The organism is Pantoea sp. At-9b (assembly GCF_000175935.2).
Classification (GTDB): Bacteria; Pseudomonadota; Gammaproteobacteria; order Enterobacterales; family Enterobacteriaceae; genus Pantoea.
In genome coordinates this window covers 527814-551929 of record NC_014837.1, presented here as the reverse complement: position 1 = coordinate 551929, position 24116 = coordinate 527814, and the positions used below count along the sequence as shown (strand labels likewise).

Annotated in this window: 20 protein-coding genes; 13 read left to right on the top strand and 7 right to left on the bottom strand. The window is 54.3% G+C overall.

The annotated features are described in order from the left end of the window. Positions 1-134: 134 nt before the first annotated feature. The 11 genes from PAT9B_RS02400 to npr all read left to right on the top strand — a co-directional run bounded on the left by PAT9B_RS02400 (position 135) and on the right by npr (position 8143). Positions 135-1115: a calcium/sodium antiporter gene (locus PAT9B_RS02400; protein WP_013507663.1), complete on the top strand. Its 981-nt coding sequence runs from the start codon at positions 135-137 to the stop codon at positions 1113-1115. 16 nt (positions 1116-1131) lie between these two features. Continuing rightward, positions 1132-2112 (top strand): arabinose-5-phosphate isomerase KdsD, encoded by a 981-nt coding sequence (gene kdsD, locus PAT9B_RS02395; protein WP_013507662.1) that lies wholly within the window; start codon positions 1132-1134, stop codon positions 2110-2112. A gap of 13 nt (positions 2113-2125) precedes the next feature. Beyond that, positions 2126-2692, top strand: a complete 567-nt coding sequence (kdsC, locus tag PAT9B_RS02390) for a 3-deoxy-manno-octulosonate-8-phosphatase KdsC (protein WP_013507661.1) — start codon at positions 2126-2128, stop codon at positions 2690-2692. Beyond that, positions 2689-3267, top strand: a complete 579-nt coding sequence (lptC, locus tag PAT9B_RS02385) for an LPS export ABC transporter periplasmic protein LptC (RefSeq protein WP_013507660.1) — start codon at positions 2689-2691, stop codon at positions 3265-3267. Before kdsC ends, lptC begins: the two co-directional genes overlap by 4 nt. Next, positions 3236-3790, top strand: coding sequence for a lipopolysaccharide ABC transporter substrate-binding protein LptA (gene lptA / locus PAT9B_RS02380; RefSeq protein ID WP_013507659.1), 555 nt, complete (start codon positions 3236-3238; stop codon positions 3788-3790). Before lptC ends, lptA begins: the two co-directional genes overlap by 32 nt. Positions 3791-3795: 5 nt before the next feature. Continuing rightward, positions 3796-4521 (top strand): LPS export ABC transporter ATP-binding protein, encoded by a 726-nt coding sequence (lptB, locus tag PAT9B_RS02375; protein WP_013507658.1) that lies wholly within the window; start codon positions 3796-3798, stop codon positions 4519-4521. A gap of 48 nt (positions 4522-4569) precedes the next feature. Further along, positions 4570-6003 (top strand): RNA polymerase factor sigma-54, encoded by a 1434-nt coding sequence (gene rpoN, locus PAT9B_RS02370; RefSeq protein ID WP_013507657.1) that lies wholly within the window; start codon positions 4570-4572, stop codon positions 6001-6003. Positions 6004-6024: 21 nt separating this feature from the next. After that, a complete protein-coding gene (gene hpf / locus PAT9B_RS02365; protein ID WP_013507656.1) occupies positions 6025-6312 on the top strand; it encodes a ribosome hibernation promoting factor in 288 nt (95 codons plus the stop codon). Between the two features lie 172 nt (positions 6313-6484). Continuing rightward, positions 6485-6967, top strand: a complete 483-nt coding sequence (gene ptsN, locus PAT9B_RS02360; RefSeq protein WP_190274652.1) for a PTS IIA-like nitrogen regulatory protein PtsN — start codon at positions 6485-6487, stop codon at positions 6965-6967. 52 nt (positions 6968-7019) lie between these two features. After that, on the top strand, positions 7020-7874 hold the full coding sequence (gene rapZ / locus PAT9B_RS02355) for an RNase adapter RapZ (protein WP_013507654.1): 855 nt from the start codon (positions 7020-7022) through the stop codon (positions 7872-7874). Next, entirely contained in the window at positions 7871-8143 is a 273-nt protein-coding gene (npr, locus tag PAT9B_RS02350) for a PTS phosphocarrier protein NPr (RefSeq protein ID WP_013507653.1), read from the top strand. The genes rapZ and npr overlap by 4 nt, the downstream gene beginning before the upstream one ends. Positions 8144-8148: 5 nt before the next feature. On the opposite strand, the gene mtgA is transcribed toward npr, so the two are convergent. Both mtgA and arcB read right to left on the bottom strand, forming a co-directional pair. After that, the gene (mtgA, locus tag PAT9B_RS02345) at positions 8149-8871 is read right to left on the bottom strand and encodes a monofunctional biosynthetic peptidoglycan transglycosylase (RefSeq protein ID WP_013507652.1); all 723 of its coding nucleotides are present in this window, start codon (positions 8869-8871) and stop codon (positions 8149-8151) included. 896 nt (positions 8872-9767) lie between these two features. Further along, positions 9768-12101, bottom strand: coding sequence for an aerobic respiration two-component sensor histidine kinase ArcB (arcB, locus tag PAT9B_RS02340; RefSeq protein WP_013507651.1), 2334 nt, complete (start codon positions 12099-12101; stop codon positions 9768-9770). Positions 12102-13003: 902 nt separating this feature from the next. On the opposite strand from arcB, the gene PAT9B_RS02330 reads away from it, so the two are divergent. Then, positions 13004-18535 (top strand): glutamate synthase-related protein, encoded by a 5532-nt coding sequence (locus tag PAT9B_RS02330; RefSeq protein WP_013507649.1) that lies wholly within the window; start codon positions 13004-13006, stop codon positions 18533-18535. A 63-nt stretch (positions 18536-18598) separates the two neighbouring features. Then, positions 18599-20356, top strand: coding sequence for a sulfite reductase subunit alpha (locus PAT9B_RS02325; RefSeq protein ID WP_013507648.1), 1758 nt, complete (start codon positions 18599-18601; stop codon positions 20354-20356). 38 nt (positions 20357-20394) lie between these two features. On the opposite strand, the gene sspB is transcribed toward PAT9B_RS02325, so the two are convergent. The 5 genes from sspB to zapE all read right to left on the bottom strand — a co-directional run bounded on the left by sspB (position 20395) and on the right by zapE (position 24052). Then, a complete protein-coding gene (gene sspB / locus PAT9B_RS02320) occupies positions 20395-20880 on the bottom strand; it encodes a ClpXP protease specificity-enhancing factor (RefSeq protein ID WP_013507647.1) in 486 nt (161 codons plus the stop codon). Positions 20881-20883: 3 nt separating this feature from the next. Further along, positions 20884-21525 (bottom strand): stringent starvation protein SspA, encoded by a 642-nt coding sequence (sspA, locus tag PAT9B_RS02315; RefSeq protein WP_013507646.1) that lies wholly within the window; start codon positions 21523-21525, stop codon positions 20884-20886. Between the two features lie 327 nt (positions 21526-21852). Further along, positions 21853-22245: a 30S ribosomal protein S9 gene (gene rpsI / locus PAT9B_RS02310; protein WP_013507645.1), complete on the bottom strand. Its 393-nt coding sequence runs from the start codon at positions 22243-22245 to the stop codon at positions 21853-21855. Between the two features lie 15 nt (positions 22246-22260). Further along, a complete protein-coding gene (rplM, locus tag PAT9B_RS02305) occupies positions 22261-22689 on the bottom strand; it encodes a 50S ribosomal protein L13 (RefSeq protein WP_013507644.1) in 429 nt (142 codons plus the stop codon). Positions 22690-22924: 235 nt separating this feature from the next. After that, positions 22925-24052 (bottom strand): cell division protein ZapE, encoded by a 1128-nt coding sequence (gene zapE / locus PAT9B_RS02300; RefSeq protein WP_013507643.1) that lies wholly within the window; start codon positions 24050-24052, stop codon positions 22925-22927. Between the last annotated feature and the right edge of the window lie 64 nt (positions 24053-24116).

The following is a 24116-nucleotide window of genomic DNA, read 5'->3' as shown; positions in this document are numbered from 1 at the left end:
CCCGGTGTGGCGAAAACCGCCTTAAAATTTACTTTTGCCTCTCAGACAGTCAAAATCAGCGCCTGTTTCAATGCGCTCATGTTTTTACCCGTCGGCCAAGGTGCGCCGACACCCCCGGCCATCAAGGATTTTTCATGTTCGTAGCCACTGCCCTGCTGTTTATTGGATTGATTTTACTGGCTTACGGCGCTGACCGATTAGTTTTCAGTGCCGCGATCCTCAGTCGATCCTTTGGCATCCCGCCATTAATCATCGGTATGACGGTGGTCAGCATCGGCACTTCGCTTCCTGAATTGATTGTCTCTTTCTCTGCTGCGCAACATGGACAGATGGATTTAGCGGTAGGTACCGCGCTGGGTTCGAACATCACCAATATTCTGTTAATTCTTGGCGGCGCGGCGCTGTTGCACCCTTTAACCGTCCACTCCAACCTGATTCGTCGCGAACTCCCGTTAATGCTGCTGGTCTCACTGCTGAGCGGCATTATGTTGTTTGATAATCATCTTAGCCGCCTGGATGGCGTGGCGTTGTTGCTGATTGCGCTGGTTTATCTGTTGGTGGTCATCCGCATCGCACGCCGGGCAGAACGCGAAAACAATGACACGCTGACGCGCGAACAATTAGCCGAGCTGCCGCGCGACGAAACCGGCAATACGGTGGCCTTTCTGTGGCTTGCCGTCGCTTTGCTGATCCTGCCCATGTCGACGCGGATGGTGATCGATAACGCGACCGTCTTTGCCGACTATTTCGGCGTGAGCGAACTGGTGATGGGCCTGACGCTGATCTCCGTTGGTACCAGTTTACCGGAACTGGCGACGGTGATTGCCGGTGCCATGAAAGGCGAGGACGATATCGCGATTGGCAACCTGATCGGTGCCAACATTTATAATTTGGCCATCGTACTGGGTCTGCCTGCACTGATTCATCCGGGCAGCATCGATCCCCATGCGTTTGCCCGTGATTACTGGATCATGTTGGGCGTGAGCGTATTGTTCGCCCTGCTGTGCCTGCAACCGCGCCGCCGTATTGGCCGCGCCGCAGGCACCTTATTGTTGGCTGGATTCATCGTGTGGGTGTGCTGGCTGTGGCTGAGCCCCATGTTTACCCCAAGTTAATAAGGACAGACTGAGCATGTCACATCAGCGACTGGATTTTGACTTTCAACAGGCAGGCAAAGCGGTGCTGCGCATTGAGCGCGAAGGGCTTGAGCAACTCGATCAATACATCAATGACGATTTCTCCCGCGCCTGCGAGATGATCTTCGCTTGCCGGGGGAAAGTGGTGGTGATGGGCATGGGCAAGTCCGGGCATATTGGCAAAAAAATGGCCGCTACCTTCGCCAGTACCGGAACCCCGGCTTTTTTTGTGCACCCGGCGGAAGCCAGCCACGGTGACCTCGGCATGGTCAGCACCGATGATGTGGTGGTGGCGATTTCCAATAGCGGTGAATCCAACGAGATCCTCGCGTTGATCCCGGTTCTGAAGCGACAAAAAGTCCAGCTGATTTGTATCACCAGCCGTGCCGACAGCGCCATGGGCCGTGCTGCCGATGTGCATCTGTGCGTGAAAGTACCACAGGAAGCCTGCCCGCTGGGCCTGGCCCCCACGACCAGCACCACCGCGACACTGGTGATGGGCGATGCGCTGGCCGTCGCACTGCTGGAAGCGCGTGGCTTTACCCAGGAAGATTTTGCGCTCTCCCATCCCGGCGGTGCACTCGGACGTAAACTGCTGCTGCATGTCAGTGACATCATGCACAGCGGCGACGAGATCCCACACGTCTCCCGGGATGCGTCGCTGCGTGATGCGCTACTGGAGATCACGCGTAAAAATCTCGGCCTGACGGTGATCGTCGATGACCTGATGAAAATCGAAGGTATCTTTACTGATGGTGACTTGCGCCGGGTGTTTGATATGGGGATCGATTTCCAGTCAGCCAGCATCAAAGATGTGATGACGCGCGGCGGTATTCGCGTGCGTCCGAACATGCTGGCCGTTGACGCACTTAATTTGATGCAAAACAAAAACATCACTGCGCTGCTGGTGGCCGATGACGATCGCCTGCTCGGTGTGATACATATGCATGACATGCTGCGCGCCGGCGTGGTCTGAACAGGAAAAGAACATGAGTGTTGAAACCGCTGCGATCGAGACCTGCTATGGTCCGGTGAGCGCAGATGTGATGGCGCGCGCGGCGCAGATCCGCCTGCTGATTTGTGATGTTGATGGCGTGATGTCCGATGGCCTGATTTACATGGGCAACAGCGGCGAAGAACTGAAAGCCTTCAACGTGCGCGATGGCTATGGCATTCGTTGCCTGCTGACCTCCGGCATTGAAGTGGCTATTATTACCGGTCGCAATGCCAAACTGATGGAAGATCGCTGTAAAACCCTCGGCATTACGCATCTTTACCAGGGACAATCGGATAAGCTTTTGGCCTGGCGCGAACTCCTGGATAAACTGTCATTATCTGCGGAACAGGTGGCGTATATCGGTGATGACCTGATCGACTGGCCGGTCATGGCCCGTGTGGGTCTGAGTGTTGCTGTCGCCGATGCACACCCGATTCTGTTGCCGCGTGCACATTATGTCACCCGCATTGCCGGTGGCCGTGGCGCGGTACGTGAACTTTGCGATCTGATCTTAATGGCGCAGAACAAATTTGAGGATGCCAAAGGGCAATCAGTATGAGTAAAAGCAGGCGTTGGATAACGCTGATTCTGGCCCTAATCGCTCTGGTGCTGATTGGCTGGAATCTTACCAACCAGGATGAGAGCAAAGCGCCGGTTACCACCAACGACCAGGAGCCGACTTACACCAGTTCGACTTCTCACACCGTGGTGTACAATCCAGACGGTGCGCTGGCCTACAGACTCATTTCGGATAAAGTGACCTACTTTGCTGCCGATGAACTGAGCTGGTTCGATAATCCGGTGATGACCACTTACGACGTGAATAAAATTCCGACGTGGTCTGTGCGCGCCGATAAGGCAAAGCTCACCAAAGATCGTATGCTTTATCTTTACGGCCACGTTGAAGTGAACACCCTGACGCAGGATTCGGAGCTGGAGCGCATTAAAACCGATAATGCGGTGGTGAATCTCGTCACCCAGGATGTCACCTCTGACGATCAGGTCACCCTTTATGGCCGCAGTTTTAACTCTACTGGCATGAAGATGCGCGGCAACTTACGGACGAAACATGCCCAGTTGATTGAAAAGGTCAAATCCTCCTATGAAATCCAAAATGAAAAACAACAGCCTTAAGTTACTGCTGGTCAGCGCCCTGTTAGCCACCAGCCTGCCCGCTCTGGCCTTAACCGGGGACTCGGACAAACCCGTTAATATCGATTCAGAGAATCAGTCACTGGATCTCCAAGGCAACGTCGCCACCTTCACCGGCAACGTTATCGTTACCCAGGGATCGATCAAGATCACCGCCGACAAAGTGGTTGTCACCCGTCCGGGCGGCGACAGCAAAAAAACCATTGTGGATGCCTGGGGCAACCCTGCGACCTTTTATCAGATGCAGGACAACGGTAAGCCGGTGCAAGGCCATGCCGCCAAACTTCATTACGAACTGGCGAATGACTTTGTTGAGCTGACCGGTAACGCCTACATTGAACAGCTGGATAGCAACATCAAGGGCGATCGCATCACGTATCTGGTGAAAGAGCAAAAAATGCAGGCCTACAGTCAGGGCCAGAGCAAACGTGTGACCACCGTGCTGGTGCCGTCGCAGTTGCAGGACAAAGACGGTTCTTCCCAGAGCCAAAAAAAGAGTAACTAATTTCTATGGCCACACTGATCGCTGAAAACCTGGCGAAAGCCTACAAAGGCCGCCGCGTGGTAGAAGACGTTAGCCTGCAAGTGAAATCCGGCGAAATCGTCGGTTTGCTTGGCCCCAATGGGGCCGGTAAAACCACCACCTTCTACATGGTGGTCGGTATCGTACCGCGCGATGCCGGTCGCATTGTGATTGATGATGAAGACATCAGCATTTTGCCACTGCATGCGCGCGCACGTCGCGGCATCGGCTATCTGCCGCAGGAGGCCTCCATTTTCCGTCGCCTTAGCGTTTACGACAACCTGATGGCGGTGTTGCAGATCCGTGACGATCTTACCGAAGAGCAGCGTCAGGATCGCGCTAACGAGCTGATGGAAGAGTTCCACATTGAACATCTGCGTGACAGCATGGGTCAGGCACTCTCCGGCGGTGAACGCCGTCGTGTTGAGATTGCCCGCGCGCTGGCCGCCAACCCTAAATTCATCCTGTTGGATGAGCCTTTTGCCGGTGTCGACCCCATTTCCGTCATTGATATCAAGAAGATCATTGAGCATCTGCGTGATAGCGGATTGGGTGTGCTGATTACCGATCACAACGTGCGCGAAACCCTTGCCGTCTGTGAACGCGCTTACATCGTCAGCCAGGGGCACTTGATTGCCCACGGCACGCCCGATGAAATACTTGCAGATGAGCAGGTTAAGCGTGTTTATTTGGGCGAAGAGTTCAGACTCTGATAAGGTGTCGTAACCTCCGACGTTTGCTTAGGAAATTCAATCCGGATTATGAAGCAAGGTTTGCAACTCAGGCTCAGCCAACAGCTGGCGATGACACCCCAGTTGCAGCAAGCAATCCGCTTGCTGCAACTCTCTACGCTTGAACTCCAGCAGGAATTACAACTGGCGCTGGAAAGCAACCCATTGCTTGAACAATCAGAACTCCATGAAGAAGTAGACACACGCGAATATCAGGAAAGCGAGGCACTCGATACCCGCGAGGCGCTGGAACAAAAAGAGATGCCGGAAGAGCTGCCGCTCGACGCAACCTGGGACGAAATCTACACCGCCGGAACCCCTTCTGGAACGGGTACCGATTATCAGGATGATGAACTGCCGGTTTATCAGGGTGAAACCACCCAGTCGCTACAGGATTACCTGATGTGGCAGGTTGAGCTGACACCGTTCACCGATACCGATCGTGCCATTGCGACCTCCATTGTGGATGCTATCGACGACACCGGTTATCTCACCGTGACCCTCCAGGATATTTGCGACAGCATCGGTGATGAAGAGCTGACGCTGGAAGAAGTGGAAGCGGTGTTAAAACGCGTGCAGCGTTTTGATCCGGTTGGTGTGGGTGCACGTGACCTGCGTGACTGTCTGCTGGTACAACTTTCTCAGTACGCCACCGACACGCCGATGCTGGCGGAAGCGCGTTTAATCGTTAGCGACCATCTCGATCTGCTGGCCAATCACGATTTCCGCAGCCTGATGCGTATGACGCGTCTGAAAGAAGATGTACTGAAAGAGGCGATGGTACTGATTCAATCGCTGGACCCGCGTCCGGGCCAGTCGGTCAATACCAGCGAACCTGAGTATGTGATTCCGGATGTGCTGGTGCGAAAAGTCGGCACACGCTGGACGGTAGAACTGAATGCCGACAGCGTACCGCGTCTTAAGATTAATCAGCACTATGCAGCGATGGGCGGAGCAGCACGTAACGACAGTGACAGCCAGTTTATCCGCAGCAATTTACAGGAAGCCAAGTGGCTGATTAAGAGCCTGGAGAGCCGTAACGACACGCTGCTGAAAGTGACACGCTGTATCGTCGAACAGCAGCAGGCGTTTTTTGAACAGGGCGAGGAGTACATGCGTCCCATGGTACTGGCGGATATCGCCCAGGCCGTGGATATGCATGAGTCCACCATTTCCCGAGTGACCACGCAAAAGTATTTACACAGTCCGCGTGGCATCTTTGAACTGAAATATTTTTTCTCCAGTCATGTGAACACCGAAGGTGGCGGCGAAGCCTCATCGACAGCGATCCGTGCCCTGGTGAAAAAATTGATCTCTGCGGAAAACCCCGCAAAACCCTTGAGCGACAGCAAACTGACCTCCATGTTATCTGAACAGGGCATCATGGTGGCCCGCCGTACGGTTGCTAAGTATCGCGAGTCTTTGTCCATCCCGCCCTCGAATCAGCGTAAACAGCTGGTTTGAATGTATTGAGAAGGAAGACCTATGCAGATAAACCTTACCGGACTGAATGTAGAGATTACCGAGCCGCTGCGCGAATTTGTAAACAGCAAATTTGCCAAACTGGAACACTATTTTGATCGGATTAATCAGGTCTATATTGTTCTGAAAGTGGAGAAGGTAACGCAGATTGCTGATGCAACACTGCATGTGAACGGCGGTGAATTGCACGCGACATCGGAAGCGGAAGACATGTACGCGGCCATTGACGGATTGATCGACAAGCTTTCCCGTCAGTTGACCAAACATAAAGACAAACTGAAAAAACACTAACCTTCACGCTTGCAGAGTGTCGACCGGTTCGACACTCAGAGCACAGAATGGGGCGGGCTAACCGCCCCGTTTTGTCATCTGCGCAAGCGCCAACAGGATAACTGTATTTTTCCCGTTATCGGGGTAAAGTGAGTGATCCTCGCGGCTATGTGAACTCGCAAGTGAAACGATGATGAACAACGATCTGACACTGGAATTGAGCTCGGTCCTCACGCTGGACTGCACCCGCAGCGGCGTACACTGCCAGAGTAAAAAACGTGCGCTGGAAATAATCAGCGAGCTGGCAGCAAAACAGCTCAATCTGCCTCACCAGACGCTTTTCGAAGCGATCCTCACCCGTGAACGCATGGGCAGTACCGGTATTGGCAATGGTATCGCCATTCCACATGGCAAACTGGAGGAGGATACGCTGCGCGCCGTTGGCGTGTTCATTAGCCTCGACCAGCCCATCGCCTTTGACGCGGTGGACAACCAGCCAGTGGACCTGCTGTTTGCGTTACTGGTGCCCGCAGACCAGTGTAAAACCCATCTGCATACGCTGTCACTGGTGGCAAAACGCCTGGCAGATAAAACGGTCTGTCGTCGTTTGCGCGCCGCACAGAGCGATGAAGAACTCTATGCCATTATCACAGAAGCGCAGGACGACCACCTTTAAGCGACAGCTACTTTTACCGGCCAATGCGCCGGTTTAAAACGGGAGAAATGTGATGGTGCTGATGATCGTTAGCGGTCGGTCAGGCTCAGGAAAATCAGTCGCGTTGCGTGCGCTTGAGGACATGGGGTTTTACTGTGTCGATAACCTGCCAGTGGTGTTATTACCCGAGCTGGCCAATACCTTAAGCGAACGCAACATCTCTGCTGCCGTCAGTATCGACGTGCGCAATATGCCGGAATCGCCGGAGATTTTCGAAACCGCGCTGAATAATTTGCCGGATTCTTTTTCGCCTCAGTTGCTGTTTCTCGACGCTGACCGCAACACGCTCATCCGTCGCTACAGTGATACGCGCCGCCTGCATCCGCTCTCCAGTAAAAATCTGTCACTGGAAAGCGCCATTGACGAGGAGAGCGACCTGCTCGAACCTTTACGTTCGCGGGCCGATCTGATCATTGATACCTCCGAGATGTCGGTACACGAATTGGCGGAAATGCTACGTACCCGCCTGCTGGGCAAACGTGAACGTGAGCTGACGATGGTGTTTGAATCCTTTGGCTTCAAACACGGTATTCCGATTGATGCCGATTATGTGTTTGACGTGCGTTTTCTGCCTAACCCGCACTGGGACCCTAAACTGCGCCCCATGACCGGCCTCGACCGCCCGGTGGCAGCCTTCCTCGATCGGCATACCGAAGTGCATAACTTTATCTACCAGACGCGCAGCTATCTTGAATTGTGGCTGCCGATGCTGGAAACCAACAATCGCAGCTATCTCACTGTCGCAATCGGTTGTACTGGTGGTAAGCACCGTTCGGTTTATATCGCCGAACAGCTGGCCGACTATTTCCGCTCACGTGGTAAAAATGTGCAGTCCCGTCATCGCACCCTGGAAAAACGCAAATCATGACCGTGAAGCAAACCGTTGAGATTCGTAACAAGCTGGGCATGCACGCGCGCCCGGCGATGAAGCTGTTTGAACTGGTGCAGAGTTTTGACGCAGAAGTGTTGCTGCGCAATGAAGCAGGAACAGAAGCGGAAGCCAGCAGCGTTATTGCGCTGCTGATGCTGGATTCCGCCAAAGGCGGTCATATCGAAATCGAGGCCAGCGGGCCGGAAGAAACTCAGGCGCTGGCCGCAGTGATTGAGCTATTTGAAGCCGGATTTGATGAGGACTAACCACCTCAGTGCAATTTATAGCGATTGAGGAAGCCTTCTCCACCCAGCTGCCGCATCTGGCGCATAATCCATTGCTGGCGCTGACGAATATAGCCTGACGGGGCGTCAGCGCGAAAACGTATGGGGTTTGGCAACACCGCCGCCAGCAATGCGGCTTCCGCCATGGTCAGGCGGCTGGCGGGTTTGTGAAAATAGCGCTGAGAGGCCTCTTCGACACCAAACACACCGTTGCCAAGTTCGGCAATATTCAGATAGACCGTCAGAATACGCCGCTTGGTCCATACGGTTTCGATACCCACCGTCAATCCCGCTTCCAGCCCTTTACGCACCCAACTACGCCCATCCCACAGAAACAGGTTTTTCGCGGTCTGCTGCGATAATGTCGAGGCACCACGCATCCGCTCGTCGCCCTCATTATCCAGTACCGACTGGATCGCCGCGACATCAAATCCCCAGTGTTCTGGAAACTTTTGATCTTCAGAGGCAATGACCGCCAGCGCTATCCACGGAGAGATCTCATCCATGCTGACCCAATCCGAATGCGCCACATAGTCAAAATTCCCGTGCAGCCAGGCACTGAGTTGTCGTTCAACCATTACTGCGGAAAAAGGCACCGGCAGGAAGGAAAATAGCAAAATCCCCGCCAGCCAAATACCCAGCCAGGCGATAAGAAATTTTGCGATCCACACTTTTACACGTTGCCAAAGTTTCCCTTTATTCTTAGCCATCAAATTATCTCTTACCTGTTCCCTGTATTAATCAATCACCCAGGTCACCATAGCATTCAATGATGGTCAAACACCCGGAATTACCCCGTGACCAGTTGATTTATCGAACAAATTCATTGCCTGCGCAACCATCGTTCCTTTAATAGAGCCAAATACATCAAGCACTTCCGCTATGAAGGAATCGGTTCCATGCTTAAATACTCATCGGAAAACCTACTGACTGACACTTAACAGAATGTGACCCAGATCACGCAAAATGTTTCACGATACTTAACATTGAAATTTCTCAGTGTTTGAGCCCTCTCATTGATTATTGAGAGCATTCCGAAAAAAATGTGTAAATTCTCAACAAAGACTTTGTTGTATCCGTGGATTCTGGTTAAGCAATTTGGCTGCTATTTGGTTTACATCCATCGTTAAAACCTTAAACTGGAACTTTCTACCAATGGTTTCCAAAACGTTTTGGATAACCCGCGCCATTCACCGTGTTTCATACCATATTTCATGCAGTTACCATGAAAAAAAGCGAATTTTTCATCGCCAGGCAACTTTCGCCGCACTTGCCGGGTTTTTGCGTCGCTTCAGCGGGTTAAAACCCGACAAAAACCAGAACAACCGGTCAAAATTAATGCAATGAGTCAAAGAAATTGATTCCTTGCTTGACTGTGTCAGCAAATTAATGTTTTCTGTATTTAAACGCTGCTCAACATCACACAATTTAATGAATCTTGTCACAAGTGGTGATGAATTTGCTAAGGTGGTTTTGAAGCGTTAACCAATACCACACTGCTGCTCAGGATAGACCTCAAATAATAGCAGCAGTGGCATTTTCCCTGGTGTTGGCGCAGTATTCGCGCACCCCGGTTTCGACTGGGGTCATTTTTTTCTGGTCCTTGTTACTTTTCCCGCGCGGCAACCCACTCACGTAATACATTCACATCATGCTGCCACTCTTGCTTTAATTCGTCGATCCACTCTTGTACGTTATCCCACCACGCAGGCAGTTCCGGTGACTGGATCTGTTTTGCCAGTTTTTGCAGATGTAGCAAGCCGACCGAACCGGCAGCACCTTTGATTTTGTGTCCCTCTTCAGCAATGCCTTTCTGGTCGCGCGCCATCATGTTGGAATCCAGTACGTCGAGATAGCCAGGCATCATCTTTTCGAACATTGTCAGGCTTTGCGTAATCAGCCCGGGGCCGACCAGCTCGATATATTGCTCCAGCATTGCCACATCCAGCAGCATCCGGTTTTTCTCATCGGCTGGCTCCGCTGGCGGGGTGTCGTTTTCAGCCTGGTAGTCCCAGAATTTTTTGATCATCGCCGTCAGCGCCGGTACGGCCAGCGGTTTGCTCAGCACATCATCCATACCCGCATCCAGGTACTCTTTTTTATCTTTGAGGACGTTGGCGGTCAGCGCCACTAACGGCGGCAGGATCTCACCGGCGTGCCGCTGATGAATGGCACGTGACACATCAAGGCCGGTCATATCCGGTAACTGAATATCCAGCAGCACCAGATCAAATTCCTGCGGATCGAACATCTCCAGCGCGGCAGTGCCCGTCATGGCCACTTCCACACTGCAACCGAGTTTCTCCAGCACCGAACGCGCCACAATGACGTTCAGCTCGATGTCTTCCACCAACAGAACATGCAACGCAGGTAACGGCATCCCCTCGTCGAGATTATCGTCCTCAACCTCTTCAGCGACCCGTGGAGCCTTGATCTCGACGGTGAAGCAGGAACCCTGCCCCTGAACGCTACGCACGGTGATATCGCCGCCCATCGCCTGTGCCAGCCGACGTGACACCGCCAGCCCGATACCGGTTCCGGTTGCAGGTTTACCGCCATGCTGATCTTTCACCTGATAATACATGGCGAAGATTTTATCCTGCTCCTCTTGCGGGATGCCCATGCCGGAATCTTCCACCTCAAAATGCAGGGTTTCATCCTGATGATAGGCAACACGCACCACGATCTCGCCCTGTTGCGTGAACTTCACCGCATTACCAATCAGATTCCACAGGATCTGACGCAGCCGGGTGCCATCCGCCGAGATTTTGTGTGGCAACGGGAGTTCAGGCGACATGACAAACTTCAACCCTTTGGGCTGGGCCAACAGGCCGGAGAGGTTTTCCAGATCGGCGAGGAAGCCGGTAAAGTCGAGCGGTTGGTTATCAAGTTGCACCTTGCGGCGCTCAATCTTGTCCACCTCAATCACATCATTAAAGATATTGCCGAGGGTAATGGCAGAAACATGGATGGTTTTCAGGTACTTCAGCTGTTCCTGATTGAGGTCGGTATCCAGCAGAATGCGGCTCAGACCGACAATGCCGTTGAGCGGTGTACGCAGCTCATGGCTGATGGTGGAAATAAAGGTGGTCTTCTCACGACTGGCGTTTTCCAGCGCGTCCTGATAGCGCTTACGCTCGGTAATATCGCGTCCAAAGCCCATCAGGCCACTGCGTTTCCCGACGCGGTCATAATAAGGCACTTTACGGATTTCGAAGCAGGCTTTGCGTCCATCGGGATATTGCAGCCACTGCTCATAAGTCAGCGACACATTGTGGCGAAATACCTTCTCATCGGTTTCCAGTACCTTGGTGGCGGCATCTTCGTCGTAGATATCGCGAGGCGTCAGACCGATGAGCTGCTTCTCGCTCAGCCCGGTCAGCAGCTCCATCGCCCGATTACAGCCGGAGAACTGCTTATCAATATTGCGGTAGAACACCAGATCTGGCGACGCATCAAGGAAGGAACGCAGGAAGGAGGATTGCTGCTCCAGCTCGATTTGCGCCTGCTCGCGTCGCGTCATCTCCTCACGCAACTTATCCATCACCTGTTCACGTGCCTGTTCGGCTTTAATACGGTCAGCAATTTCCTGGTTGAGCTGCGTAATGGTTTCTTTCATCTGCTGATTCAGTTCAAGATCGCGCGTGCGCATCTCTTCCAGCTTATCCACCAGCCGGGACAGGCGCTGACGCGACTCTTCCAGTTGGTCCACCACCACCGAGAGGAAATAAACCGCCCAAGGGGTAATCAGCAGACCAAAGAACACCGAACGCACGACGTCAATGCTCTCAACGTGACCACGCAGCACCATGGTGACGGCCATCTGTACCACCATCGCCAACACCACCAGCGCCGACGCCAGCAATAGCGAAAAGCGTACCAGCCCCAGTTTGACCATCAAATCAACATAGTACTGCGCTAAAAGACGAATCTGTTTCATTACCCGCTCCCTGAACGAAATCTGGCTCATGATAGCGCAATTATCCGCGATTCGCGCCCGTTGGCCTGATCCTGACGTGGCCGTTCTGCCCCGTTATGGTGCATTGCAACACAATTTCGCCGACGTTCCCGTCATTATGCGTAAAGCGCTTGACTAATTCCGCCAACTGAATAATCTGGAGGGCCGCGCTTTTGCGGCCCATTTCTCAGCACCTCGTGCGAATCAATACCCTGGCAGCCATATCGTCCGATGGTTGCTGTTCCTTTTTGCATATCCATTCAACTTAAGCGCTGTTTTAAGCACGCCTCTGATGATTAATTTTACTAATGACGCCCCCTGTTCTGATTCAAATATGACGCCATAAGAAAAACAGATACATCCTGTGCACGAAGTGGCCCGAACAGCATTTTATGCTGAAAACATCCTCAGCCCCAGCATGGTGCAGCGATTTGATGGCTGCACCACAGTGAGACGGCTCACACTTCCTGCGGGATTGCCAGGGCACACACTGCCAACTTTTACCGAACTTTATTGATTAAAATCATAAGCTTAACCAACAAAAAAGCATATTACCCTCAATAAAGCTGGCTATTTGACCTGAGTACGCTTTCCCGATAAGTTGGAATTCCGCTGGATGCTTTCCTGTCGGGCCAGTGTCTCGGCATATCTATGCAGCAAGAAGACTCCCTCTAGATGCAAGTTATCTCCAGTTAAGAGACCCGGATTAAAGAGCAGCTCATCAAGGACGTCCATACTATGTCTTGAGAGGAATTGCTCGGTGTTGCGACGCCCGCTCATTGCCGAGCGGAGCAGAAATTGATACAGCGCCTGTGAGCTGACTCAGCAGTGCTCTGTGCTTGAAATAATGCAGGTAATGTCAAAAGCAGTTTAAGGAGACCTCAATGTCCACTCAAAAACCTTATCCCTATGGCTTGTATGATCCAACAGCGGGCAGTGACAGCTGTGGTGTAGGTTTCATTACCCGTAAGGACGGCGAGCAGACTCATGAGATCCTGCAAATGGCGCACAGTGCGCTGTGCACAGTGCCGCACCGTGGCGGGATGTCTGCAGAAGGTGTGGGCGATGGCGCAGGTGTCAACGTCGACCTTTCTCTGCACTTCTTCCGTAAAGTCACGGGTCAGCCGCTGGAAGCCGGTCGTTTCGGCGTGGGCAACTTCTTTGTCCCGAAAGATGCCGAACTGCGCGCGAACGCCGAACGCCTGGTGGAAGAAACCCTGGCAGCCTATAACTTCCCGGTGCTGGTAAAACGCGACATGCCGCTGGACGGCAGTGTAACGCGCCCGGCGGCCCTGCAATTCCAGTTGCCGATTGTGCAATGGGTGTTTGCGGCTCCGCAGGAGATCACCAGCCAGAACGAATTTGAGCAACGCATCTATCGTGCGCTGCTGGACATTGAAGCGCAGGCCTTTACTGAAAGCGAATTCGGCGGCCTCTATCCGCTGTCGCTCTCTTCGCGCACTCAGGTGTTTAAAGCACGCCTGAACTCCAACGAAGTGATCCCTTACTTCAAAGATTTGACCGACCCGGACCATCAGGTGCGTGGGTTGTTCTTCCATACCCGCTTCTCCACCAACACCGACCCGCATACCACGATGGCACAACCGTTCCGTCTGATGGCGCACAACGGTGAATTGAACACCGACCGTAAAAACCGCATTGCTGAATCAGCACTGGCGCTGGCGCGCGGCAAGAAGATCGTGCGCCCTAACGGTCAGTCAGACAGCTCGCGTCTCGACCAGAGCATCCACAGCCGTCTGATGGAAGATAACCTCGACCTGATCAACGCGGTGGTATCGATGATGCCACCGGCCTGGGAGAACGATAGCTCGCTCTCCACCGAAGTCCGCGCCATGCTGGAGTACTTCTCACTGTATGAAGAGAAGAACGATGGCCCGGCCGCGTTGATTTTCGGTAACGGCGAAGTGATCGGTGCACGCCTGGACCGTCTCGGCCTGCGTCCGCTGCGTTCCGTTGAGACCGCCGAATATATCGGTGCCATGTCCGAAGCGGGCCAGATTGCCTTCCCACCAGAGAGCGTGCTGCGTCGTGGCCGTATCGAAGCGGGCGGTATGCTGTATTACGATCACCGCGAAAAACGCTCCTACACCACCGTAGAAGCGTTGGAAAAACTGGCGGCTGAGAAAGATTACCCTGCCCTGCTGAGCGCGGCGCGTGTCGATTTGAACGAGCTGCCAGAGATCCCGGCAGAGAAGCTGGGTTCACCACTGCGTTATGGTGGCGACCTCAAAACCTATCAGCGTTTTGTGGCTTACTACTACAACCAGGAAAGCTTCAAATTCATGATGGACCCGATGCTGCAAACCGGCGCTGAGAAAATCTCCGCGATGGGTTATGGCAACGCCATCAACGGTTTATCCGATCATGAAGGCGGCATGGCGCACTACTTCTCCCAGCGCTTTGCGCAGGTGACGAACCCGCCGCTCGACTCTATCCGTGAAGCGGATGGTATGACGCTGCGTGTCGCGCTGGGTGCCAAACCGCATCTGGGCCGCAGCAAAGGCCAACAGATTGTGGTGCCTACCCCGATCCTGACGCACCTTGATATGCTGCGGCTGCGTGAGCAGAAAGTCGCGCCTTATCAGCGATTTGAGATGCTGTATGAGCCGGTGATCGGCAAAGATATCGTCAGCCGCGCCGCCAATGCTGCCGCGCTGGAAAAAGCCATCGACGATCTGGCACAGAAAGTCGTGGACTTTGCCCGCCAGCAGGGCGGTATCGCGGTGCTGACTGACCGCCATATCTCCTCGACCCATGCAGCGATCCCGATGTTGCTGATGGTCTCCGCCATCAACCAGCGTCTGGTGCAGGAAGGCCTGCGCCTGGATGTCTCGCTGGTGGTTGAAAGCGGTCAGAGCATCTCTTCGCACCACATTGCCGCGACCCTGGGCTTTGGTGCTTCTGCGGTTTATCCGCTGGGCGTGCAGATGCGCGCCGAGGAAAAATTTGGTGAAGGCGAAGAAGGCAACAAGGCCTTTAAACGCTATGCCAAAGCCGCCGAAAAAGCACTGATGAAAACCATGGGCAAAGTGGGCCTGTGTACCGTGGAAAGCTACAGCTGTGGTGAGTTCTTCGAGCCGAACTTCCTCGATACTAACGACCCGGTGCTGAAAAAATATTTCCCGAATATCAAAACCCCGGTGGGTGGCGCAGGCTTCCCGGCGATCGCCCAAATGGCGGTGGACTGGCATCAAAGCGCCCTGAAAATCCAGGGTGAAGCAGAAGTGCCGTTGCTCGGTCTGTTTAAAGAGCGCGCTGAGGGTGCCGGTCACTCTTACGGCACCATCGCCGTGCGTACCTTTATTGATATGACGGAACAACCGATTCGCTTTGCCGACAAAGCTCGCGAAGAGGACAACTTTATCCGTCTGATGACTCTGGCGAAACTGGATAACGCGTTCAATATCAAAGCGGAAGCCTTTAAAGACAGCAGCTTTGAGCGTATCCCGAACGACGTCATCGACAGCTTCACCATCACGCCGGATTACCGTCAGTTCTCCAGCCTGATGTATGCCGAACGTAAACGTCGTCCGGCGGCCTTACGCGATATCCTCGCGCTGCCGTGTGATTTGACTCACGTCGACAGCGAAGCAGAATTTGGTCGCAAACTGGGGCGCTACTCGCTGGTGAATAACGGCTTCGCTACCCGCGGCCTGCAATGCGAAGCGGTCAACGGCAGCCTGAACCAGTTTACGCTGCGTCTGATTGATGCCATCGCGGGACTGAAACCAGAAAGCGAGCGTCTGGCGGCGCTGGCACGGGCGCTGAAAACCCGTTTTGCTGATGAAATCGAAAAAAGCGACGTGGCGAATGGTGCACTGCATATCACCGCTTACGGTAAAGCGGCTGACTACCTGTCACGCCTCTTTACCGCACTGCCTTCGCTGCCGCTGGCAGAGATTCAGCCAGCGCACGAAATCACCCGTACCTTTGCCTCTGGCGCGATGAGCCACGGCGCTCTGGTCGCCCCGGCGCATGAAGCGGTGGCGCACGGCACCAACATGGTGGGCGGGATGAGTAACTGTGGTGAAGGTGGTGAGCACTATTCACGTCACGGCACCATCCGCGCCTCACGTATCAAGCAGCTGGCATCCGGTCGCTTTGGCGTCTGGGCGGCTTACCTCGCCGATCCGATGCTGGAAGAGCTGGAAATCAAAATTGGCCAGGGGGCAAAACCGGGTGAAGGCGGCCAGTTACCGGCACCGAAGGTTACGGTAGAAATCGCCGCAGCGCGTGGTGGTACACCGGGCGTAGAGCTGGTGTCGCCGCCGCCGCACCACGATACCTATTCCATCGAAGATTTGGCGCAGCTGATTCACGACTGTAAAGCCGCGCGCGTGCGCGTCATCGTTAAACTGGTGTCCTCCGAAGGTATCGGCACCATCGCAGTGGGCGTCGCCAAAGCCGGTGCAGATGTGATCAACGTCGCCGGTAACACCGGTGGTACCGGTGCGGCATCGGTTACCAGCCTGAAATATACCGGCCGCGTGGCGGAAATCGGTATCGCCGAGGTGCATCAGGCACTGTGTGCCAACGGCCTGCGTGACAAAGTACAGCTGCGTTGCTCCGGCGCACAGCAGACCGGTAGCGATGTGATCAAATCCGCTCTGCTGGGTGGTGATAGCTTCGAGTTCGGTACCACCGCGCTGATGATGCTGAAATGCGTAATGGCGAAAAACTGTAACGTCAAATGCCCGGCCGGTCTGACCACCAACGCCGAAGCCTTTGATGGCGATCCGCGTCAGTTGGCCCAGTACTTCATCAACGTGGCACAGGAAGTGCGTGAATTCCTCGCACGCCTCGGCCTGCGTTCACTGCGCGAAGCGCGTGGTCGTTCAGATCTGCTGCACCTGATGGATCACCCGTTGGAAGTCGGCAAACTGGACCTGCGTGCCATGCTGACCGTTGTACCGGAGCAGAAGATCGCTAAACCGGTCTATCTGGAAAAAGATTTCGAACTGGATAACGGCTGGGTTGAAGAACTGAAAGACCAACTGGTCGCGAAAGGCAGCCGTGAGATCGCGCTGGGCGCGGGTATCACGCTGAACAACCGTAACAAGAGCGTAGGGGGTCAGTTGGCGATCGATATCGAACGTATGCTGAACCACGAACTGTCAGCCGAGCAGAAAGCCGCCATCCCGGCAGTGCTGAAAGATGACCGTGGCCGTCATTACCTGGCACCGGCTACCGTGCAGATCCATACCTCTGGTTCAGCCGGTCAGTCCTTCGGTGCCTTCTGTAACGACGGTATGCAGATGCAGCACTACGGCACCTGTAACGATGGCGTCGGTAAAGGTCAGTGCGGTGGTGAGCTGGTGGTGATGTCACCAGGCGGCGGCGCGCAGGACAGCGACGGCAACGTGCTGATCGGTAACTTTGCGCTGTTTGGTGCGACCGGTGGTCGCCTGTTTGTCCAGGGCCAGGCCGGTGACCGTTTCGCCGTCCGTAACTCTGGCGCAACCGCAGTGGTTGAAGGCGTCGGTGACTTCTGCTGTGAATACATGACCAACGGTGCCATTCTCAACCTCGGTACCTTCGGTAAAGGCTTTGGCAACGGCATGAGTGGCGGCTTTGCCTACCAGTACGATCCGTATGGCTCACTGGCCGCTCACGCAGCCGGAGACTCCGTGCTGTTCGGCTCCATCGCTGATGAAGACGAAATGGCGAAAGTGCACAAACAAGCGGTGCTGACCATGCTGAACTGGCATCTGGAAGCAACCCAATCTCCGCGTGCCGCCTGGCTGCTGGCGAACTGGGAAACCGAGTGCCACCACTTTGTGTATGTCATGCCACGTTCGCTGTTGCTCTATCAGGACGGCGGTGAGATTCTGAAGGCGAAATCACGTAAGGATCTGCTGGAAGAGCTGTCAACGTCGCTGGCTGCGCATCAGGTTGCGAAGTTCAAATCAGCCTGGCGTGCGGGCAAAACCATCGCTGATGGCGCAGTACCGGCTTACGGTGCTACCGATACGCTTGAGATGTTCGTGCTGCTGAACAACTATACCGTGCTGAGCTTCGCCCAGCAGCTGGCGCTGAGTAAGCTGCCGAAAGGCACCTCAGTGGAAGATCCGGCCGTTGAGAAAGCGGTACGTAACCTGCTGATGACGGAAGATTTCGCGTTGATCAGTAAGCTGCAACGCCATGCACGCTCGGCTATCGAGAACTACAACGATGATGAACTGGCGAGTTTGATCGCATCCAAGCGTATGTCGGATTACAAAGCGGCGCTGACGCAACGCAACATCCGTTCGATGGACAGCCTGGCGACCTACGGCTGGATCATCTATCAGGATGCCTGTAACCGTGAGGTACTGGGTCATCTGCCTGATTTTGAAGAGTTGTTTGCCCGTGCGGCATTACCAGAAATCGCGGCGGCTGTCGGGAAATTATCCTGATAGCTGAATCACCAGATTTGTGTATTACTGACTGAACATGAACGGGATTGAGTAAAAGTACCCATGAAGATTCCTTACATTCCTGAAGATGCACCGTTCAACGGTGATCAGAAATACTGGCTGGCGGGTTTTCTCGCCGGTCTCCACTCGCGCCTGTTGGTGTTAGAAGATAAGCAGCAGGCCGCGCCTGCGGCCGGTGCAGCGACCACCACCCAACTGCATATCCTGTTCGGTTCGCAGACGGGCAACGCAGAAGCGCTGGCCCAGACGGCCGCCAAAGCCGCCCGTGCCAAAGGCCTGGTGCCGGTGGTTCAGGCGCTGGGCGAGGTGGATATTGATCTCTTCGCCACCATGCGTCATGTGCTGATTGTCACCTCGACCTACGGTGAAGGTGAAATGCCGGATAACGCGCAACTGTTCTGGCAGGCCATTTCGGCCAGCACCGCGCCGCGTCTGGAGCAGATGCACTTCGCCGTGCTGGCGATCGGCGATACCGGTTACGACGGCTTCTGCCAGGCAGGTAAATTTATCGATATGCGCCTGGAACAGCTGGGTGCGAAGCGCGTGGTTGATCGTATTGACTGCGACATTGATTACGAAGAGCCTTCCAGCGCATGGATCGGCGGAGCCATGCCGCAGTTTGCTGCCAGTGCCGGCAGCAGCGGTACGGTGCTGGAGAGCGCACCGGAAGCTCCGGTCATCCCGGGCAGCAACAAACAGAACCCTTACGCTGCGGCATTGGTGACCAACAAACGTTTGTCTGGCGAGCAGTCAGGCAAAGATATCCGTCATTTCGAGTTTGACCTGACGGACAGCGGGCTAAAGTACGAAGCAGGCGACGCCCTGGGAGTGATCCCAGTGAATGACCCTGCGCTGGTGACGCTGCTGCTGACCCAGTTGAATGCAGACTATGAAACGCCGGTACCGAGCTTTGAACGTAATCTCGGCGATCTGCTGACCTATCAGTTCGAAATCTCTGAGCCTTCTCGCAAGCTGATTGAGTGGGTCGGCCAGAACACCACTAACCAGGAATTGCGCCACGTTCTGCAGCACGACGACAAAGATACCCTCGGCGTGTGGCTGTGGGGCAAAGACACGCTGGATCTGCTGCAACTTGAGTTGACGCGCAGCCTGTCAGTGCCGGAATTTGTCGCGATGCTGCGTCCGTTGCAACACCGTGCTTACTCCATCTCTTCCAGCTCGAAAGCGCATCCGAATCAGGTACATCTGACCATCGCGTCGGTGCGTTATCACAGCGGCGGCCGCGCCCGCAATGGCGTGTGCTCGACCTATCTGGCAGAGCGTGTTCGTCGTGGCGAGAAGCCGGCAATCTTTATTTCGCCGAACAAAGCGTTCCGCGTGCCCGCCAACAATAAGGCACCGCTGATCATGGTGGGTCCGGGTACCGGTATTGCACCGTTCCGCGCCTTCCTGCAGGAGCGTAAAGCCACGGGTGCCGAAGGCAAAAACTGGCTGTTCTTTGGTGACCAACACCAGGAACACGACTACATCTACCAGGATGAGCTGAACGAGTGGCAACAAAGCGGTCTGCTGACTCACCTTGATCTGGCGTTCTCACGCGATCAGGAAGAGAAGATTTACGTGCAGAACCGTATGCTGGAGAAAGGTGCGGAGTTGTACGCCTGGCTCCAGGAAGGCGCTTACTTCTACGTATGTGGTGATGCATCACGTATGGCGAAAGATGTCGATGCCGCGCTGTATGAGGTGGTCCGTCAGTTCGGTGGCCTGTCCAGCGAACGTGCGGCGGCCTACGTCGATCAGCTGAAGAAAGATAAACGCTATCTGCGTGACGTCTACTAAGACGCAGGCATAAAAAAACGGGCCATCTGGCCCGTTTTTTATTTCACCACACGCAGTGAAGGTCGACCACCACGCGGTGGCGGCTCATCATCTGGCGGGGTTTCATCGTCAGTCGAATCATCCGGGCGATCGCCATCAATCACCGACATCATGGTTTCTTCCTGACCTTCCAGTTCATCCTGCGCAGCCAGTTCATAGGCCGGTTCCGGTTCGAACATCGTTCCTGCGCCGTTTTCACGGGCATAGATGGCCAGAATGGCCGCCATCGGTACGGAGACCTGACGCGGCACACCACCGAAGCGTGCGTTGAACTGCACATGATCGTTGCCCAGCTCCAGGTTGCCTACCGCGCGCGGCGCAATGTTCAGCACAATCTGACCATCACGCGCGTACTCGAGCGGCACCTGCACACCAGGCAGATTGATGTCGACCACCAGATGCGGCGTCAGCTGGTTATCAAGCAACCAGTCATAAAACGCACGCAGCAAATAGGGACGACGGGCGGTTAATTGCGACATTTCCATAGATTAGCCCCGGGCTTGAAGGCGCATTTCACGTTCTGCTTCAGTCAGTGAAGCGAGGAAAGAGTCACGTTCAAATACGCGGTTCATGTAGCCTTTCAGCTCTTTAGAACCTGCACCAGCCAGCTCAACACCCATCGACGGCAAACGCCACAGCAGCGGCGCCAGGTAGCAATCAACCAAGCTGAACTCTTCGCTCATAAAGAACGGCGTGCGTGAGAACAGCGGTGCAATCGCCAGCAATTCTTCACGCAGTTGTTTACGCGCGGCATCGGCTTCTGCACCGGTGCGGGTTTCAATGATGCGCATCAGGCTGTACCAATCCTGCTCAATACGGTGCATCATCAGGCGGCTTTCGCCACGGGCAACCGGATAGACAGGCATCAACGGCGGATGCGGGAAACGTTCATCAAGGTATTCCATGATGATACGGGATTCATACAACGTCAGCTCACGATCGACCAGCGTTGGCACGGTGCGGTACGGGTTGAGGTCAATCAGATCCTGCGGCAGGTTATCCGTTTCAACCTGCTCGATCTCCACGCTGACGCCCTTCTCAGCCAGTACGATACGTACCTGATGGCTGAAAATGTCAGTCGGACCAGAAAACAGCGTCATTACCGAACGTTTGTTGGCAGCGACAGCCATGAAAACCTCCAAGTTTGTTCACAAAAAATTACTGCGAATAGCCAACCACACGGCGACTCACCTGCTTATCAGATTCGCTCACAGCCAGCGTTTGCGGCATTTTCCGCCCATCCTGGCGGGAAAAGTCACCACAACGCTCCGGCTCGCGGGCGCAAAGTGACAGTCAGTTTACCAGATTTTAAGCAGCTTGTGGGGCGGGGAAAGTGATTTGCAGGCAAAATGCGGGGAAAGCTCGCGTTTTTGTGGCGGCAATCCCTGTCCTGAAAAAGCAAAAAACCCGCCGAAGCGGGTTTTTTGTGCCAACTGTAACTGCCGAAGCAGCAACAATTAACGTTTGGAGAACTGCGGACGACGGCGTGCTTTACGCAGACCGACTTTCTTACGTTCAACCTGACGCGCATCACGGGTAACGAAGCCCGCTTTACGCAGTTCAGAACGCAGAGACTCGTCGTACTCCATCAGAGCGCGGGTGATACCGTGACGGATCGCACCTGCCTGACCAGAGATACCACCACCTTTAACGGTGATGTACAGGTCCAGTTTACCAACCAGATCAACCAGCTCCAGCGGCTGACGCACGACCATGCGTGCAGTCTCGCGACCGAAGTACTGCTCCAGAGAGCGCTGGTTAATTACGATATTACCGCTACCCGGCTTGATGAAGACGCGAGCGGATGAGCTTTTGCGGCGACCAGTGCCGTAGTTTTGAGTTTCAGCCATTGCCTGTAATCCCGATTAAATGTCAAGAACTTGCGGTTGCTGCGCCGCATGGTTGTGCTCGTTGCCTGCGTAAACTTTCAGTTTACGGTACATAGCACGACCCAGCGGGCCTTTCGGCAGCATGCCTTTAACCGCGATTTCAATCACACGCTCAGGACGGCGGGCAATCATCTCTTCGAAGGTCGCCTGCTTGATACCACCGATGTGACCAGTGTGGTGATAGTAAATCTTGTCATTACGCTTGTTGCCAGTTACAGCAACTTTTTCTGCGTTCAGAACGATGATGTAATCACCGGTATCAACGTGCGGAGTATATTCCGCTTTGTGCTTACCACGCAGACGGCGCGCCAGTTCAGTCGCCAGGCGACCCAAGGTTTTGCCAGTTGCGTCAACAACATACCAGTCACGTTGGACGGTTTCTGGTTTAGCTGTAAAAGTTTTCATTGAAAAGCTTACCCAAATAAAGTTACACGTTGGTGAAATCCCAAACGCCAAGTTAACGATTGAGGCTCACACGACCATTTCGCCCAGCAAGCCCACCCCCTCAGGTAGAGTTACCGGATCACAAAGGTTTCTGGGAAGAAAAACCTTTGCCGTAACGTGGGGTCGCAAGATTATAGAGAAATCGACCACAAAGATCGAACCTTTTTACGCCCCACGTCAGGTTTTTTGCGTTGCATCAGGGTAAATGCGGCAGGCGCAGGTACTCTTCGCTCTGCATCTCCTGCAAACGCGACAGGCAGCGCTGATATTCAAACTTCAGGCGCGTGCCCTGATAAATCTCAAACAACGAGGTTTCCGCCGCCACCACCAGCTTCACATGACGTTCGTAGAACTCATCCACCAGTGCGAGGAAACGGCGAGCCTGGTCTTCTGTCTTGTAGATCATCACTGGCACATCATACAGCAACACGCTGTGGAAACGGCGCGACAGCTCGATATAGTCATGCTGGCTGCGTCCTTCGCCGCACAACGTCAGGAAATCAATGGCCAAAACGCCATCCTGTACCCCCAGTGTCGGCATCTGACGATGGTTAATCTCCAGCACTGGCGCATCATCACGCGGCTTGCCTGACAGCGCACGGAACATCCGCTCCATTTCCGCATGCGTGGCATCATCGAGCGGGAAGCTCCACAAATGCGCTGACGTCAGGGTACGCAGGCGATAATCGATACCGGCATCAACGTTCATCACATCGCAATGGCGCTTGATCTGCTCAATCGCCGGTAAAAAGCGCGCGCGCTGCAAACCGTTGCGGTAAAGGTCGTCCGGCGGGATATTCGAGGTGGCAACCAGCGCAATACCTCGCTCAAACAGCGCTTCCATCAATGTGCCAAGCAGCATGGCATCAGTGATATCGGAGACGAAGAATTCGTCAAAGCACAGAATATCGGTTTCCGCTTTGAAGCGGTCCGCAACAATCAGCAGCGGGTCACTGTGCCCCTGCAATTGCGTCAGTTCTTCATGGACGCGCAGCATAAAACGGTGAAAGTGCAGGCGCAATTTGCGGTCGCCAGGAATAGACTGAAAAAACAGGTCCATCACCCAGGTTTTGCCACGCCCGACCCCGCCCCACATATACAGGCCGCGTACTGGCGCTTCTTTGCTGCTCTTTTCTTTGTTCATCAGCTTAGACAGACGGCCAAACAGGCCTTTACTGGCGGGCGGCGTGGTGTGCTGGCGCGCGACCAATCCTTGCTGAATGGCATCTAAGCGGGTGATGGCTTCCCGTTGTACGTCATCCGGGCGAAATTCGCCCTGCGACAGCGCTTGCTCATAGCGCGCATGCGGAGATGAGGTTTGCATGGTTCTCTCAGAATCCCTGAAAAAGTCCGATTCACGTGTCGGTTGTCGAAAATTAGGCCGCTCT

Bases quoted from the DNA above. Each gene is read 5' to 3' on its own strand.
- sspB (WP_013507647.1), bottom strand. From the start codon at position 20,880: ATGGAAATGTCGCAATTAACCGCCCGTCGTCCCTATTTGCTGCGTGCG.
- PAT9B_RS02400 (WP_013507663.1), top strand. From the start codon at position 135: ATGTTCGTAGCCACTGCCCTGCTGTTTATTGGATTGATTTTACTGGCT.
- lptB (WP_013507658.1), top strand. From the start codon at position 3,796: ATGGCCACACTGATCGCTGAAAACCTGGCGAAAGCCTACAAAGGCCGC.
- arcB (WP_013507651.1), bottom strand. From the start codon at position 12,101: ATGAAACAGATTCGTCTTTTAGCGCAGTACTATGTTGATTTGATGGTC.
- rapZ (WP_013507654.1), top strand. From the start codon at position 7,020: ATGGTGCTGATGATCGTTAGCGGTCGGTCAGGCTCAGGAAAATCAGTC.
- ptsN (WP_190274652.1), top strand. From the start codon at position 6,485: ATGAACAACGATCTGACACTGGAATTGAGCTCGGTCCTCACGCTGGAC.
- lptC (WP_013507660.1), top strand. From the start codon at position 2,689: ATGAGTAAAAGCAGGCGTTGGATAACGCTGATTCTGGCCCTAATCGCT.
- rplM (WP_013507644.1), bottom strand. From the start codon at position 22,689: ATGAAAACTTTTACAGCTAAACCAGAAACCGTCCAACGTGACTGGTAT.
- mtgA (WP_013507652.1), bottom strand. From the start codon at position 8,871: ATGGCTAAGAATAAAGGGAAACTTTGGCAACGTGTAAAAGTGTGGATC.
- sspA (WP_013507646.1), bottom strand. From the start codon at position 21,525: ATGGCTGTCGCTGCCAACAAACGTTCGGTAATGACGCTGTTTTCTGGT.
- kdsC (WP_013507661.1), top strand. From the start codon at position 2,126: ATGAGTGTTGAAACCGCTGCGATCGAGACCTGCTATGGTCCGGTGAGC.
- hpf (WP_013507656.1), top strand. From the start codon at position 6,025: ATGCAGATAAACCTTACCGGACTGAATGTAGAGATTACCGAGCCGCTG.
- PAT9B_RS02325 (WP_013507648.1), top strand. From the start codon at position 18,599: ATGAAGATTCCTTACATTCCTGAAGATGCACCGTTCAACGGTGATCAG.
- kdsD (WP_013507662.1), top strand. From the start codon at position 1,132: ATGTCACATCAGCGACTGGATTTTGACTTTCAACAGGCAGGCAAAGCG.
- zapE (WP_013507643.1), bottom strand. From the start codon at position 24,052: ATGCAAACCTCATCTCCGCATGCGCGCTATGAGCAAGCGCTGTCGCAG.
- npr (WP_013507653.1), top strand. From the start codon at position 7,871: ATGACCGTGAAGCAAACCGTTGAGATTCGTAACAAGCTGGGCATGCAC.
- rpoN (WP_013507657.1), top strand. From the start codon at position 4,570: ATGAAGCAAGGTTTGCAACTCAGGCTCAGCCAACAGCTGGCGATGACA.
- PAT9B_RS02330 (WP_013507649.1), top strand. From the start codon at position 13,004: ATGTCCACTCAAAAACCTTATCCCTATGGCTTGTATGATCCAACAGCG.
- lptA (WP_013507659.1), top strand. From the start codon at position 3,236: ATGAAATCCAAAATGAAAAACAACAGCCTTAAGTTACTGCTGGTCAGC.
- rpsI (WP_013507645.1), bottom strand. From the start codon at position 22,245: ATGGCTGAAACTCAAAACTACGGCACTGGTCGCCGCAAAAGCTCATCC.